Genomic DNA, 14051 nt, shown 5'->3' with positions numbered 1-14051 from the left:
CGGGGGTGGATCAGGCTCCGTGAGCCGGTCGGGGGCGCCCCGGACCGCCTTGCGAGCTGAATCGAGGTGAGTCCCAGTGAACGCCCCGCAGCCACCCGATGGTTACGACCCCAGCGCCTTCGAGCCCTTCGCCGTCACCGTCGATCTTGCCGTCTTCACCGTCAGGGAAGGCCGCCTGCACGTCCTGCTGATCCGGCGCGGGCAGGACCCCTACGCCGGGGCATGGGCGCTGCCCGGCGGCTTCGTACTGCCCCGGGAGTCCGCGGAGCTGGCCGCCCGGCGCGAACTGGCGGAGGAGACCGGCCTGTCCGACGAGTCCGCCGCAGCCCTCCACCTGGAACAGCTCCGTACGTACAGCGAACCGGACCGCGACCCGCGGATGCGCGTCGTCTCCGTCGCGTACGCCGCGCTCGTACCCGACCTGCCGGAGCCGCGCGGCGGCGGCGACGCGGCGCACGCGCAGTGGATGCCCGCCGACGCGCCGCCGACGCTCGCCTTCGACCATGCGCGGATCCTCGCCGACGCGCGCGAACGCATCGGCGCCAAGCTGGAATACACCTGTCTGGCCACGGCCTTCTGCCCACCCGAATTCACGCTCGGGGAGCTCCAGCAGGTGTACGAGACGGTGTGGGGCGTCGAGCTCGACCGGCCCAACTTCCGGCGCAAGGTGCTCGCCTCGCCCGGCTTCGTGGAGCCGGTGGAAGGGCCGCCCCGGCGTACGGGAGGGCGGGGAAAACCCGCCGCCGTCTACCGGGCGGGAAACGCCGCCACTCTGCACCCACCACTTCTGCGCCCGGAAGGACGATCCGTATGAAGCAGGCAGCGACCGGTTCTCTGACGGGACTCGCGCTCGGGGACGCGCTGGGCTTCCCGACCGAGTTCAACGACGTACCTTCGATTCTCGCCAAGTGCGGGCCGTGGCGGGAGATGGAGCTGCCGAGGCCCGCGATCGTCACGGACGACACACAGATGACGCTCGCCCTGGGGCGGGGGATACGCGAGACGTCCGACCGGGGTGTGGTGGAGCCGCAGCGGCTCGCGCAGTCGGTGCGCAAGGAGTTCGTCACCTGGTATCACTCGCCCGACAACAACCGGGCGCCGGGAAACACCTGCCTCGACGCCTGCGGGCTGCTGGACAGCGACCGGCCCTGGCAGCAGGCCAGTCAGGTCGGTTCCAAGGGATGCGGCGCCAATATGCGGGTCGCGCCCGTCGGGCTCGTACCGGGACTGAGCGAGGAACAGCGCGCCGGAGCCGCGCAGTTGCAGGCCGCGCTCACCCACGGGCATCCGACGGCGCTGGCGGCGAGCGATCTGACGGCCCACGCCGTGTATCTGCTCGCGCAGGGCGGGGAGCCGACCGGTCTGGTCGGGCTGCTCCGCTCGTACGCGTACGAGAACCGCACGCGCTACCACAAGCGCTGGCTCGGCGATCTGTGGACGTACGCCCACGACGCCTCGCCGGAGGACTTCATGGCGCGCGGCTGGGACGAGTGCCTGGCCGTACTGGAACGGCTCGCCTCGGCGCTGCGCAGTCCTTCGCCGGAGACCGATCCGTGCCTGGCCACCGGTGACGGCTGGATCGCCGAAGAGGCGCTGGCCACGGCGCTGCTCTGCTTCTTGCTCTTCCCCGAGGAGCCGGTCACCGCGCTGCGCCGGGCCGCCTGTACGAAGGGCGACTCGGACTCGATCGCGTGCCTGGCGGGGGCGTTCGCGGGGGCGCACCTGGGTGCGGGGGCGTGGCCGGCCGAGTGGGCCGAGCGCGTCGAGTACCGGAGCGAGCTGCTGACGCTGGGGGCGCTGTGGGACGCCTGACCTCGGGCGCCTGATACGCCCTGGAAGGGCGCCCGGAAGGCCTCCAGGAGGCTGTCAGCGGGCCGACGCACGCCTCGTACGGGTCAGGAAGTCCTCCACCCGTGCCCGGTCCGGCTCGGGCGGCAGGGGGCTCTGCGCCGCGGCCGCGTCGGCCTCCGCCGCCAGGCGGTCCATCCTGCGCTCTACCTCGGGCCACTCCACCTCGCCGCGCTTGACGGCGAGCAGCGGCTCGCGGTCCTCGCCGACGTCGGTCACCAGCTCGCCTGTACGCAGCAGATCGCGGCAGCTGCCGAGCAGCCGCAGCAGGTGCATGGCGTGCTTCCAGCGCGGGGCGCCGTACTGCCGGACGTCGGCTTCGAGCTTCCTGCGCTGGCTTGTCGCGTAACCGCTGAACGTCTGGTGGACCTGGCGGGAGAGGAACGCCTCGCGCAGGGCGAGGAGTTCGCGGCCGGTGTCGTCGATGTGCTCGACCAGCGGGGAGTGCAGGCACTCCAGGACATTGGGGTTGGCGCGCAGAGCCAGCTCGCAGAAGCGCTCCAACTCCCAGGAGAACTGCTCGTCGTCAGGCCCGTCGACATGGGTCGGGGGCTTCTCGAAGCGCCAGTACAGCGCGGTCGGCGCGAGAAAGATGCCGCGGCGGTCGGTGTCGCTGCCGTTCGTCGCCAGCCCGAAGGCGCGCGAGCCCATCACACAGGAGTAGACGGTGTGGTGGCGTACCAGATCTTCGGGTGTCGGCAGGACGGCGGGCTGGGTCATGCGCCGGATTGTGCCGCAGTCAGGTGAGCCGGATCGAATTACTTTCCACGGTGATCTGCCGCGCCGGGAGCGGCTTCGTGGCCGGGCCGTTCTCGACGGAGGCGTCGGCGACGCGGTACTTGCTGCCGTGGCAGGCGCAGTTGATGGTGCCGTCCTCGACGCTGCTCACGGTGCACCCCTGATGGGTGCAGACCGCGGAGAAGGCCTTGAAGGTGCCCGCCTCCGGCTGGGTCACCACCACCTTCTCGCCCTTGAAGATCTTGCCGCCGCCCACCGGGATGTCGGCCGTTTTCGCCAGCTCCTTGCCGTCGGCGGGTGGTTCCCCGGCCGTCGGTGACGATCCGTCGGGCGACTCGGCGGGCGGCGACGCGGTAGGCGCAGGCTCTTCGGCGCTGTCACCGCCCTCGTCGCCGTACTCGCTGCATCCCGCCACCAGGGCGGCGCCCGCGGCGGCGGCTCCTGCCGACAGGACCGCCCGGCGGCTCGTACCCATGCCCATCACGTGCTCCTCACGTCGTCACACCGAAGGTGCGGAAGAACCAGAGCGCCGAGGTCAGCCAGACCACGGTGAAGACCAGCCCGCCGGCCATCGGCAGCAGCCAGCCCGGCAGTCGCTCGGCACGAAGCAGGAGCATCTTCGCGCTGAAGGCTCCGAAGAAGAAGCACCCGAGAAGCGAATGCCACATGACGCGGCTGTCGTACGTCTGATAGCCCAATCCGTAGAGGCAGTGGACGGCGACAGGCACAGCGACGAGGAAGGCGGCCCGCCCCGACCAGCGGTGCAGGGCGGGTGTCCAGGACGGGGCCCTTACGCCCGGCAGGCGGCCGTACATCGCCAGGGCCGAGAGGAGTTGGACGACCGCGAAGGCGATCGCGGCGGTGGCCAGCCAGGACTTGACCGCGCCCGTGCTGCTGAAACCGGCCAGATTGAACGCCGTACCGGCCGGGTCGTGGACCTTTCCGTACGCGCCGAGGCCGACCGCGACGGCGCCCGCGACCAGGGCGGGCACCAGGTAACGGGCCGGGCCGGGGCGGCCGTGGCGGCCGTTCGGCTGGGCGGGGAAGGACGCGGTCGGGGCCGTGGGGTCCACGTTCATGACGGACACACTCCCTGGGAGTCGGGCGTCAGGGGACGACGGGGCGGGCGGTGAGCCCGGTCCCGTCGACGGTCACGGACCCGGTGGCCGGGTCGATTTCGGGGGCGGCGGCCGGCTTGCCGTCGCGGTTGAGGATGCCGACCTGCCTGCCGTTCTGGAGGACGATCCAGCCGCCGTCGATGTCGGCGCCGCGCACCTCGGCCGTCGCGCGGTAGAGGCCCGACGGCTTGACGGCCTTGTCGGCCGTGAACGTCCACTTCCGCTTGTGGATGTCGACCGTGCCGTCGATCTTTCCGGCGCGCAGAGTGCCGTCGAGCTCGGAGCCGCCCTTGCCGGTCAGCCGCATAGTGCCGTCGTCCTCGACGTTCTCCGGGCGCGTCTGGCGGATGCTCGTCGCGCTGCACGCGTCCCACCGGTAGGCGTCCGCCGGGCGTCCCGGTACCGGGCGTCCCGGCAGGCGTCTCAGGAGCGGAGCTTGCCGAGGCCCGGCCCGCCCCGCCCAACTACGCTGAATCAAGCAGGCGCCGAGCAGGTACGTAAACGAGGAGCAGGTCCGTGGCAGGACGAGCAGTACGAGCAGTCCGTGGGGCCGTCCAGCTGGAGCGGGACGAGGCCGGACACATGGAGGAGCAGGTCGTCGAGCTGCTCACGGCCATGCTGGAGCGCAACGGGCTCACCCCCGACGACCTCATCAGCATCTGGTTCACGGCCACCCCCGACCTCCACAGCGACTTCCCGGCCGCCGCCGCCCGCAAGATCGGGATAGTCGACGTCCCGCTGATCTGCGCCCAGGAGCTGGACATCGCGGGCGCCATGCCGCGCGTCGTACGGATACTCGCGCACGTCGAGTCCGACCTCCCCAAGTCCGGGATCTCGCACGTCTACCTCGGCGCTGCCGCCGCCCTCCGCAAGGACATCGCCCAGTGAGAACCGCACTCGTCATCGGAACCGGCCTGATCGGCACCTCGGCGGCGCTTGTCCTGACCGGGCGGGGCGTCACCGTTCACCTCGCCGACAACGACCCGGGACAGGCCCGCACCGCGGCCGCGCTCGGCGCCGGCACCGACGAGGAGCCCGAGGGCCCCGTCGACCTGGCGATCGTCGCCGTGCCGCCGGCGCACGTGGCCGCGACGCTGGCGGACGCCATGCGGCGCGGCGTCGCCCGCGCGTACATCGACGTCGCCAGCGTCAAGGGCGGGCCGCGCCGGGAGCTGGAGGCGCTGGGGTGCGACCTCACGCCGTACATCGGTACGCACCCGATGGCCGGCAAGGAGCGTTCGGGCCCGCTCGCGGCGACCGCCGACCTCTTCGAGGGCCGCCCCTGGGTCCTCACCCCCACCCGCGACACCGACACCGAGGTGCTCAACCTCGCCCTGGAACTGGTCGCCCTGTGCGGCGCCGTACCGGTCGTCATGGACGCGGACGCACACGACCGTGCTGTGGCACTTGTCTCCCACACCCCGCAGCTCGTCTCGTCGATGGTCGCCGCGCGGCTGGAGGACGCGGACGAGACAGCGGTACGGCTGTGCGGCCAGGGCATCAGGGACGTCACCCGGATCGCCGCCTCCGACCCCCGCATGTGGGTCGAGATCCTTTCCGCGAACCCGGGACCCGTCGCGGACGTCCTCGCCGGGGTCGCCGCGGACCTGGACGAGACGGTCCAGGCGCTGCGGTCGCTCCAGTCCGCCGACGAGGAAAAGCGGCGGGGTGGCGCTGACGGCATCGAGGACGTCCTGCGGCGTGGAAACGCGGGGCGTGTACGGGTGCCGGGCAAGCACGGGGCCGCCCCGACGACGTACGAGATCGTGGCCGTCCTCATCAGCGACCGTCCCGGCGAGCTGGCCCGGATCTTCGCGGACGCGGGGCGTGCGGGCGTCAACATCGAGGACGTACGCATCGAGCACGCGACAGGGCAGCAGGCGGGCCTGGTCCAGCTGATGGTGGAGCCGGCGACAGCGCCGGTGCTCAGTGCGGCGCTGCGGGAGCTGGGCTGGTCGATCCGCCAGTAGCTCGGCGTAGCTCGGCGACCGGGGCTTTGTCCCCGGACGACCGCGCTTTTTCCCCGGAATACGGGGGCGTCGAGGAGGGTGGCTGGGACTCGGTAACCTTGTGTGGGGCCCGTCGGGCCCCCATCCGCCCCAGCCCGTGTACCAGGAAGGTGTCCTACACCGTGGAAACCGCCGCCCGGACCGCCCCGGCAGCAGTGATTGTCGCCATCGACGGCCCCTCCGGCACGGGCAAGTCCAGCACGTCCAAGGCCGTCGCCGACAAGCTCGGCCTGAGCTACCTGGACACCGGCGCCCAGTACCGGGCGATCACCTGGTGGATGCTGAGCAACGGCATCGACGTCAACGACGCCGCCGCCGTCGCGAACGCCGCCGCCAAGCCCGTGATCGTCTCCGGCACCGACCCGTCCGCTCCGACCATAACGGTGGACGGAGTCGACGCCTCCGGGCCGATCCGTACGCAGGAGGTCACCTCCAAGGTGAGCGCCGTCAGCGCCGTGCCCGAGGTGCGTAGGCTCATCACCGAGCTCCAGCGCTCCATCGCGAAGGGTGCCGAGGCCGGCATCGTCGTGGAGGGGCGCGACATCGGTACGACCGTCCTGCCGGACGCGGACCTCAAGATCTTCCTGACGGCTTCGCCCGAGGCCCGCGCCGCCCGCCGCAGCGGTGAGCTCAAGGGCGCCGACGTCAGCGCGACCAGGGAAGCCCTGATCAAGCGGGACGCGGCCGACTCCAGCCGCAAGACGTCGCCGCTCGCCAAGGCGGACGACGCGGTCGAGGTGGACACCACCGAGCTGACGCTGCAGCAGGTCATCGAGTGCGTCGTTACCCTTGTCGAGGAGAAGCGGGTCACGAAGTGACCGCACCGACCTTGCGCGGTGCGGCGGTCGGACGGGGCATCGGCATCGGGCTGATGTACGGGCTCTGGAAGCCCCGTGTGCTGGGTGCGTGGCGGGTGCCCGCGAGTGGTCCGGTGATCCTTGCCGTGAATCACTCGCACATGATCGACGGGCCCATGCTGATGGGGACCGCCCCTCGGCCGGTGCATTTCCTGATCAAGAAAGAGGCGTTCGTCGGCCCCCTCGACCCGTTCCTTCGCGGAATCGGGCAGCTGAAGGTGGACCGTGCGACCGCCGACCGTACGGCGATTTCGAACGCACTGGGTGTGCTGGCGGACGGCGGAGTGCTCGGGATCTTCCCCGAGGGCACCAGGGGCGAGGGCGACTTCGCCTCGCTGCGGGCCGGCCTCTCGTACTTCGCCGTACGCAGTGGCGCACCGATCGTCCCCGTGGCGGTGCTGGGAAGTACGGACCGCCGCGGGCGGCTGATATCGGGGCTGCCGCCGCTGCGCAGCCGCGTGGACGTCGTGTTCGGGGACCCGTTCGAGGCGGGCGACGGCAGCGGACGGCGCACCCGGAAGGCGCTGGACGAGGCCACCGTGCGCATCCAGGAGCGGCTGACCGCCCACCTGGAAGGTGCCAAGCGCTTCACCGGGCGCTGAGCGAGACTTGAGTAGTGGATCCCGCGCATCGCGGCGGTCCATCGATGATGAACGAGGAACGGACTTCATGAACGACCAGATTCACTCCGGCGACGAGCACGGAGCACTTGGCGACGCCGAGTACGCGGAGTTCATGGAGCTCGCCGCGATGGAGGGCTTCGACGCGGAGGAAGTGGAGGGCGCGATCGGCGAGGCCGGTCACGGCCCGCTGCCGGTTCTCGCCGTCGTAGGCCGCCCCAATGTCGGCAAGTCGACCCTGGTGAACCGCATCATCGGCCGCCGCGAGGCCGTCGTCGAGGACAAGCCCGGCGTCACCCGTGACCGCGTCACCTACGAGGCCGAGTGGGCGGGCCGCCGCTTCAAGGTCGTCGACACCGGCGGCTGGGAGCAGGACGTCCTCGGCATCGACGCTTCCGTCGCCGCCCAGGCCGAGTACGCGATCGAGGCCGCCGACGCGGTCGTCTTCGTCGTCGACTCGACGGTCGGTGCGACCGACACCGACGAGGCCGTCGTCAAGCTGCTCCGCCGGGCCGGCAAGCCCGTCGTGCTCTGCGCCAACAAGGTCGACGGCCAGAGCGGCGAGGCCGACGCGACCGCGCTGTGGTCGCTGGGCCTCGGCATGCCGCACCCCGTCTCCTCGCTGCACGGCCGCGGCACCGGCGACATGCTGGACGCCGTTCTGGAGGCCCTGCCCGAGGCGCCGGCCCAGACCTTCGGCCAGGCCATCGGCGGCCCGCGCCGCATCGCGCTCATCGGCCGCCCGAACGTCGGCAAGTCCTCGCTGCTCAACAAGGTGGCGAACGAGGACCGCGTCGTCGTCAACGAGATGGCGGGCACCACCCGCGACCCGGTCGACGAGCTGATCGAACTCGGCGGCATCACCTGGAAGTTCATCGACACGGCCGGCATCCGCCGCCGCGTCCACCTCCAGGAGGGCGCGGACTACTACGCCTCGCTGCGTACCGCGGCCGCCGTCGAGAAGGCCGAGGTCGCGGTCGTACTGATCGACGCCAGCGAGTCCATCAGCGTCCAGGACCAGCGGATCATCACGATGGCCGTCGAGGCGGGCCGCGCGCTGGTCATCGCGTACAACAAGTGGGACACGCTCGACGAGGAGCGCCGCTACTACCTCGAGCGCGAGATCGAGACCGAGCTGGCCCAGGTCGCGTGGGCGCCCCGGGTGAACGTCTCGGCGCAGACCGGCCGCCACATGGAGAAGCTGGTTCCGGCGATCGAGACCGCGCTGGAGGGCTGGGAGACCCGCATCCCGACCGGCAGGCTCAATGCCTTCCTGGGCGAGATCGTCGCCTCCCACCCGCACCCGGTCCGCGGCGGCAAGCAGCCCCGCATCCTCTTCGGGACGCAGGCGGGAACCAAGCCGCCGCGGTTCGTGCTCTTCGCCTCGGGCTTCCTGGAGGCCGGCTACCGGCGCTTCGTCGAGCGCCGGCTGCGTGAGGAGTTCGGCTTCGAGGGCACGCCGATCCACATCTCGGTGCGGGTGCGCGAGAAGCGCGGCCGCAACAAGTGACGAAGTAGCGGCTCACATCCCTCGACGAGGGGCGGGCGGCAGCGCCGGCGGGAAGAGATTCCCGGTGTGCTGCCGCCCATTGCTGTGCCAGAAGCCGCTGTGCCCGGTGTGCCCGCCGTGCCCGCCCTGGCCGGGGCCCTGGCTGCGGCTCGTCCCCGCCCCGAAGGCCCTGAACCCCAGATCCTCCTCGCCGCTGCGGTCGCCGGGCAGGGTCCGGAAGGACCTGCGGTACTCGGAGTACAGGGCGTCATAAATAGGGGTGTGCGACTGGCGGTCGGCCTGGGCGTCCCGAGAGGGGCGCATCGCAGGGATCTGAGGCTGGTACGACTGATGGCGGGAGGGGTCATATGAGTGCACGTAGGTGCAAACGACCCCACCGCCTGTCGGATGCGGGCCGAGCAGCGAATCCGCTGCTCGGCGAGGCCGTACGGGGAGCATTTCGCAGCCCGTACGGACCATCAGGTGCCGGCCAGCGGCATGGCCGCGCCGACCAGCGAGCCGTTGGCCGCGGCCTTCGCCAGCGCGTTGCGCAGGAGGTCCTCGCGCGGCTGCTGGCCGATCGAACCGACGCGCGCGGCGAACACGAGAACGGTGCTCGACTTGTTGGCGGCCGCGCGCCAGCCGTCGGTGACCTGGAGCGGCTGGTGGGCCTGCCACCAGGAGACCGGGGTGCCGCCGCCGGTGCCGGGCTGGAGCACGGCGTGCAGCTGGCCCATGGCGAGCAGCACGGACCAGCCGGGCAGCGCGGCGGGCATCCGACTCAGGTCGCTGACCGGCTCGAAGCCCTGCTCGACGAGGAGCGGGAGGAACTCGTCGGTGCCGGCACCGGAGCCGGGGCGGGCGATGGGTCCGGTCGGCTCGACCACCAGCGCCGGGTGCAGCTGTCCCTCGATCAGCACAAGGCCGCTGGTGATGCCCAGCACGGCCTGGTCGGACGTGCCGGTGGGTCCGGCGCCCCGGCTGTCGGGGCCGCCGCCGGTGATGCTGCGTACGGCTCCCTGAAGCTGCTCCTCGGCCACCTGGACCACCTGCGACGGGATGCAGCTGGCGTGGGCGAAGGCGAGCACGGCGGTCTCGTCGCCGACGAACAGCACGGTGCTGGTGCGTTCCAGGTCTGAGTCGCCCTGGGTGCGGCAGGAGGTGCAGTCGTAGCTGCCCGGGGCGTTGTCGCCGGCGAGCAGACGGTCGGCTTCTTCATTGCCGATCTCGGCGCGTACGTCGTCGCTTACGTCGAGCATGCGCGGCACGGGGGGCTCCTCGGACTCGGTGCGGACGCCGGGCGGTTCCCGGCTCGTCAAGAAGACAACGGGTGATCTGTCGCCGGGGTCACGCGAAGAGGCGAACGGAATCGAACCACCGGGCGCAAATACGGTCGGCCGACCGGGTGGGGCCCCGCCGGCCGCACCGCGCGGCAGACGGGGTGCCGCCGCCACTGCTGCTTAGCGTGACCCGATGACGAAGCTGACGAAGTTTCCGTCCTCCCGTCGCCGGCCTGTTGTCCTGCTGGCCGCCGTGCTGCTGGCCGCGGTGCCGCTGAGCGCCCGGGCCGCGCAAGTGCCTTCAACCCCTGGATCGCCCTCCGCCGAACGCGGCCGCGTCGCCGCCGGCTTCGTACCGTTCGACTGCTCCGCCGACAAGTCGCCCTGGGACTGCCTCGCCGAATGCGAGAGCGGTGGCCACTGGTCCACGAACACCGGCAACGGCTACTACGGCGGGCTGCAGTTCGGGCAGCCGACCTGGAAGGCGCACGGTGGGCTCACGTACGCACCGCGCGCCGACCTCGCCACGCGGGAGGAACAGATCAAGGTCGCGGAGAGGGTGGTGGCCACGCAGGGGTGGGGAGCTTGGCCCGTCTGCTCGAAGCGCCAGGATCTGGCAGGCCGCACCTATGTCGTGAAGCCGGGCGACACCCTCAGCGGCATCGCGCGCCGTTACGGCGTCAAGGGCGGCTGGCAGGCGCTCCACAAGGCCAACGCCCAGGTGATCGGCCGCAACCCGGACCGCATCATGGTCGACACCAGGCTGCTCATTCCGTCGGAGAGGAGCGCGAAGGCGGTGTGAGCTCGGACGCCTCGCCCCGGAACACGACCGAGCCGCGCCGCAGTTCGTGCACGATCACCGGGTGTGACGCCGTCCGGAGGGGCAGGGCGGGCGGCACTCGCTGTTCGGCGATCACGACGGCCGCCTCCGGTGCGAGGCCGGTGAGGAGTTCGTACGTACGGGCGGCCATGGACGGGGACATGCCCTGCGTGGGCTCGTCGACGAGCACCACGCGTGCGCGGGACAGGACGGCGCGGGAGACGGCCAGCATCCGCTGCTCGCCGCCGGAGAGGGTGCCTGCGCGGCGGGGGAGCAGGGCGCGCAGCGCCGGGTAGCCGTCCAGGGCCGGTGTGAAGTCCTTGTCCGGGGCGGCGAGTTCCAGGTTCTCGGCGACCGTGAGGGTGGCGTATACGGCGTGCCGGTCGGGTACGAAGCACAGGCCGCGGCGGGCCCGTTCGTGGGCGTGGAGGCGGCTGATGTCCTTGCCGCTCCAGAGGACGCGGCCCGCGGTGAGGGGGACCGTGCCGGCGAGGGCGCGCAGTACGGTCGTACGCCCGGAACCGTTGCGGCCGAGCAGTACGGTCAGCGGGCCGCCGGCCGGGACGGGCATGTCCACTCCGTGCAGGGCCTCCAGCGGTCCGTAGCGCACGCGTGCGCCGCGCAGCTCGATCTCGACGGCCTTGGGCTCGACGGTCATGGTCGGATGCTCCCCGCCTCCATGGTGTGGACGGTGTGCGCGATGCCGGCGACCAGGTCGAGGTCGTGTTCGACGACGAGGACGGCCATGCCGTCCGCCGCCAGTGCGGCCATGACGCGGGCCAGTTGCCCGGCCTCCGCCGTGTCGAGTCCGGCGGCGGGTTCGTCGAGCAGGAGGGTGTGCGGGCGGCCCGCGAGCGCCCTGCCGAGCTCGACGCGGCGGAGGGTGCCGGTGGGCAGGCCGGCGGCGGGGTGGTGCCGTACCGGACCTGCGAGGTCCAGCAGGCGCAGTACGGCCTCCACGGCGCCGGGGTCCGGGTCGCGCAGGTGGCCCTGTTCGGCGCCGAGCCGGACATTCTCCTCGACGGTGAGGGACGGGAAGACGGCGAGCTCCTGGAAGGTCCGGGCGATGCCGAGACGGGTACGGGCGTGCGCGGGCTTGCGGGTGATGTCCACGCCGTCCAGCTCGATGCTGCCCGCATCGGGGCGCAGCGTGCCGCACAGGCAGTGGAAGAGGGTGGTTTTGCCGGCTCCGTTGGCACCGACGAGCGCGGTGACACGGCCGGGGGTGACGGTGAGGTCTACGCCGTCCAGGGCGGTGAAGGCGCCGTAGGTGAGGCGGACTGCGCGGGCGCGGAGGGGTGGGCGCGCGAATGTTTCCCGTGCCCTTCCCCAAGCTCTCAACTTCGTTCGAGCAGGGGAGACCCCATTCTTCCCGGCACTGGGGGCGAGCCGCCAGACCCCCGGACGCCCTTCGGGAGTGTGCTCAACCTCCCCCGAGGACTGCGTCCAGGGGGGACCCCCACGGGCTGGAGAGGGCTGCCCGACCCACCCCAGCGCGTTCACCGCCTTCGTCGCCGCCGCCGGGTAGCGGCCCAGCAGTACCGCCAGGATGCCGATCACCGCCGCCGCCGCTCCTCCCCTGGCCCCTGCGTCCAGGCCCACCAGCAGCGCCGCTGCCGCGCACGCGCCCAGGAGGTTGTCGGCGCCCAGGACCACGACCGCCGCGAACCACAGCAGGGCGCGCACCGGGTCGTACGCCGCCGGGTCGAACGCGCGCAGGCCCATGCCCAGCATGCCGCCGCCCAGGGCCGCCAGGGCCGCGCCGGTGACGAAGGCCAGGAGTTTCAGGGCGGGTACGGGGATTCCTGCGGCCGCCGCGCCCGTCTCGTGGTCGCGCATCGCCGCCAGGGCCCGGCCCGTTCTGCCCCGGCGCAGCGCCGCGACGGCCAGCAGCGACGCGGCCAGCAGGACGAGTTCCAGGAGGTAGTACACGCGGTCGTCCGTGAACCCCGCCGGGCGGCCCAGGCCCAGGCCGGACGTCGCGTACGGCTGCGCGAAGACGAACCGGCTCACCGCGACGCCGAACGCCAGCGTGGCCAGCGCCAGAGCCAGGCCACTGCGGCCGATCGCGGGCCAGCCCGTGAGGACGCCCAGCGGTGCGACCAGCGCCACCGCCACGGCCAAGGCGGGGAGTTCGGGCATCTCGGGCAGGCCGGGGAAGCGGCCCGCCGCCAGCAGTGCCGTGAACAGGGCGCCGAGGCCCGCGTACGCCGCCTGGCCCAGCGAGATCTGGCCGCCCCTGCCCGTCACCACCACCAGCGAGAGCAGGATGACCGCCAGCGCCGGGACCTGGACCGAGGTGTGGAGGTCGGAGCCCGCGAAGCCCAGGGGCAGGAGGAAGAGCACTGCCGCCACCAGCCAGGCGGCGGGCGGCGCGGCGGGGAAGGCGGTGGTCGATGTACGGGGGAGGGAGTCCCGGACGCCCGGGCCGGGCACGGCCAGGGCCGCGATCAGCAGGGCCACCACGAAGAGGTTCGCCCCGACCGCCTGGACCAGGGGCTCGGACCAGCCCGACGGGTGGAGGCGCGTCATCTGGGCCTGAGCCACGCCGATCGCCAGCGCGCAGCCCACCGCCACCGGCAGGCTGCGCATTCCGGCCAGCACCGCCACCGCGATCACCTCGACGACCAGCAGCGGCATCCCGTACGGATCAAGGCGTACGTACGGCGCCAGCAGGACGCCCGTCAGACCCGCCGTGAACGCGCCGAACGCCCAGCCCGTCGCGGCCACCCGGTCCGCGTCGATCCCGCCCAGCACGGCCAGCGGCCGGTTGTCGACGACGGCCCTCACCTCGCGGCCGAACCGGGTCCACCGGGTCACCGCGCCCACGAGGGCGGCGAGCAGCAGTACGGCCGACAGCTGGCCCCAGGGGTCGTCGGAGAGCAGCACGGGAGCGTCCGGGCGGGCACCGGTGCCCCACACCAGCGCCGCGCCCCCGACGAGGAGGACGAAGACGCCGATGGAGGCGACGAGCGTCTGGGCCGGGCCGCTCTCCAGGACCGCCAGAGGGCGGAAGACGCCCCGGTCGAGCAGCAGGCCGATGCCGGGCGCGACGAGCAGCAGGGTGACGGCGGCCGCGAGGGGCAGGGGCCAGCCCCATTCGACGTTCAGCTGGCGCAATATGTACGCGCAGACCATGGCGATCGCGCCGTGCGCCAGGTTGAGCACGCCGGTGGCGCGGTACGTGACGATCAGTCCGATACCGGTGAGGGCCGCCGCGCTGCCGACGGCGAGCCCCGCCAGCGTGAGGTCGTACGTAAGCGAGCTCACCG

The 14051-nt window shown here is 72.2% G+C and carries 15 protein-coding genes and 1 pseudogene; 8 read left to right on the top strand and 8 right to left on the bottom strand.

Annotated features, from left to right (window positions below):
• Positions 1-76: 76 nt before the first annotated feature.
• Positions 77-814, top strand: coding sequence for an NUDIX hydrolase (locus PXH83_RS03810; protein ID WP_274556629.1), 738 nt, complete (start codon positions 77-79; stop codon positions 812-814).
• A complete protein-coding gene (locus PXH83_RS03805) occupies positions 811-1812 on the top strand; it encodes an ADP-ribosylglycohydrolase family protein (protein ID WP_274556627.1) in 1002 nt (333 codons plus the stop codon). Before PXH83_RS03810 ends, PXH83_RS03805 begins: the two co-directional genes overlap by 4 nt.
• A gap of 54 nt (positions 1813-1866) precedes the next feature.
• Here the strand turns inward: PXH83_RS03805 and PXH83_RS03800 are convergent, their stop codons facing one another.
• The 4 genes and pseudogenes from PXH83_RS03800 to PXH83_RS03785 all read right to left on the bottom strand — a co-directional run.
• Complete coding sequence (locus PXH83_RS03800) at positions 1867-2568, bottom strand: nucleotidyltransferase domain-containing protein (protein ID WP_274556622.1); 702 nt, start codon at positions 2566-2568, stop codon at positions 1867-1869.
• 19 nt (positions 2569-2587) lie between these two features.
• The gene (locus PXH83_RS03795) at positions 2588-3067 is read right to left on the bottom strand and encodes a Rieske (2Fe-2S) protein (protein WP_274556619.1); all 480 of its coding nucleotides are present in this window, start codon (positions 3065-3067) and stop codon (positions 2588-2590) included.
• Between the two features lie 10 nt (positions 3068-3077).
• Positions 3078-3665, bottom strand: coding sequence for a DUF6529 family protein (locus PXH83_RS03790; protein ID WP_274556617.1), 588 nt, complete (start codon positions 3663-3665; stop codon positions 3078-3080).
• Positions 3666-3693: 28 nt separating this feature from the next.
• Positions 3694-4032, bottom strand: a pseudogene (locus PXH83_RS03785) (hypothetical protein); the annotation flags it as partial.
• 188 nt (positions 4033-4220) lie between these two features.
• On the opposite strand from PXH83_RS03785, the gene aroH reads away from it, so the two are divergent.
• The 5 genes from aroH to der all read left to right on the top strand — a co-directional run bounded on the left by aroH (position 4221) and on the right by der (position 8700).
• A complete protein-coding gene (gene aroH / locus PXH83_RS03780; protein ID WP_274556615.1) occupies positions 4221-4592 on the top strand; it encodes a chorismate mutase in 372 nt (123 codons plus the stop codon).
• Positions 4589-5674 (top strand): prephenate dehydrogenase, encoded by a 1086-nt coding sequence (locus PXH83_RS03775; protein ID WP_274556613.1) that lies wholly within the window; start codon positions 4589-4591, stop codon positions 5672-5674. The genes aroH and PXH83_RS03775 overlap by 4 nt, the downstream gene beginning before the upstream one ends.
• 149 nt (positions 5675-5823) lie before the next feature.
• A complete protein-coding gene (gene cmk / locus PXH83_RS03770) occupies positions 5824-6531 on the top strand; it encodes a (d)CMP kinase (protein WP_274556611.1) in 708 nt (235 codons plus the stop codon).
• A 53-nt stretch (positions 6532-6584) separates the two neighbouring features.
• Positions 6585-7172 (top strand): lysophospholipid acyltransferase family protein, encoded by a 588-nt coding sequence (locus PXH83_RS03765; protein WP_274562654.1) that lies wholly within the window; start codon positions 6585-6587, stop codon positions 7170-7172.
• Between the two features lie 67 nt (positions 7173-7239).
• Positions 7240-8700 (top strand): ribosome biogenesis GTPase Der, encoded by a 1461-nt coding sequence (gene der, locus PXH83_RS03760; RefSeq protein ID WP_274556609.1) that lies wholly within the window; start codon positions 7240-7242, stop codon positions 8698-8700.
• A 12-nt stretch (positions 8701-8712) separates the two neighbouring features.
• On the opposite strand, the gene PXH83_RS32315 is transcribed toward der, so the two are convergent.
• The gene (locus tag PXH83_RS32315) at positions 8713-9003 is read right to left on the bottom strand and encodes a hypothetical protein (protein WP_338054698.1); all 291 of its coding nucleotides are present in this window, start codon (positions 9001-9003) and stop codon (positions 8713-8715) included.
• Between the two features lie 155 nt (positions 9004-9158).
• Positions 9159-9947 carry a hypothetical protein gene (locus PXH83_RS03750; RefSeq protein ID WP_274556606.1) on the bottom strand — a complete coding sequence of 263 codons (789 nt, stop codon included), beginning with the start codon at positions 9945-9947 and terminating at the stop codon, positions 9159-9161.
• Positions 9948-10152: 205 nt separating this feature from the next.
• Here PXH83_RS03750 and PXH83_RS03745 point away from each other — a divergent pair, with 205 nt between their 5' ends.
• The gene (locus tag PXH83_RS03745) at positions 10153-10761 is read left to right on the top strand and encodes a LysM peptidoglycan-binding domain-containing protein (RefSeq protein WP_274556604.1); all 609 of its coding nucleotides are present in this window, start codon (positions 10153-10155) and stop codon (positions 10759-10761) included.
• On the opposite strand, the gene PXH83_RS03740 is transcribed toward PXH83_RS03745, so the two are convergent.
• Positions 10727-11437 (bottom strand): ATP-binding cassette domain-containing protein, encoded by a 711-nt coding sequence (locus PXH83_RS03740; RefSeq protein WP_274556602.1) that lies wholly within the window; start codon positions 11435-11437, stop codon positions 10727-10729. The genes PXH83_RS03745 and PXH83_RS03740 overlap by 35 nt on opposite strands.
• On the bottom strand, positions 11434-14049 hold the full coding sequence (locus PXH83_RS03735; RefSeq protein ID WP_274556600.1) for an ABC transporter permease subunit: 2616 nt from the start codon (positions 14047-14049) through the stop codon (positions 11434-11436). Before PXH83_RS03735 ends, PXH83_RS03740 begins: the two co-directional genes overlap by 4 nt.
• Positions 14050-14051: the final 2 nt, after the last annotated feature.

Origin of the sequence: Streptomyces spiramyceticus (assembly GCF_028807635.1) — a bacterium.
In the GTDB taxonomy this organism is placed as follows: domain Bacteria; phylum Actinomycetota; class Actinomycetes; order Streptomycetales; family Streptomycetaceae; genus Streptomyces; species Streptomyces spiramyceticus.
Note: the sequence above shows the minus strand (reverse complement) of the source record. Positions and strands in the feature narration are given on the sequence as shown.